Annotated in this window: 1 protein-coding gene; it reads left to right on the top strand. The window is 36.3% G+C overall.

Annotation, left to right across the window (positions count from 1 at the left end):
* The coding region (locus JFL43_RS22160; protein ID WP_200750727.1) for a transposase at positions 1 to 513 on the top strand (513 nt) is incomplete at both ends.

A 513-nucleotide genomic window follows, 5' to 3' on the forward strand; every position in this document is an offset into this window, starting at 1 on the left:
AAAAAGTGATGGACATTATTTACAAGAATTAATCCAGAAAAGTAAAGTAACTGGAATGGAAATTGATACAGTAATTGGTGACACTGCATATTCAGGGAAAAATAATTTAGTTCATACAAATCAAGAACAGATTCAATTAGTCGCAAAACTAAATCCAATCCTTACAACCGGAGGACATGCGAAAGAAAAAGAATTTGATTTTAATAAAGATGCCGGCATGTTTGTATGTCCAGCTGGTCACATGGCGACAAGAAAAGCGCGAACAGGGAAGAAAAATCAAAATACCAATCAATCGGTGACGTTTTATTTTGACATCGAAAAGTGTAAAACGTGTCCACTGAAAGAAGGCTGTTATAAGGAAGGTGCCAAAAGTAAAACGTATTCCATCACTATCAAATCTTCTGAACATGAAGAACAGGCTGCTTTCCAAGAGACCGAGGAATTTAAAGAGCTCGCACGAAATCGCTATAAAATTGAAGCGAAAAATAGTGAGTTGAAAAATCCGCATGGGTA

The organism is Viridibacillus soli (genome assembly GCF_016612995.1).
Taxonomy (GTDB): domain Bacteria; phylum Bacillota; class Bacilli; order Bacillales_A; family Planococcaceae; genus Viridibacillus; species Viridibacillus soli.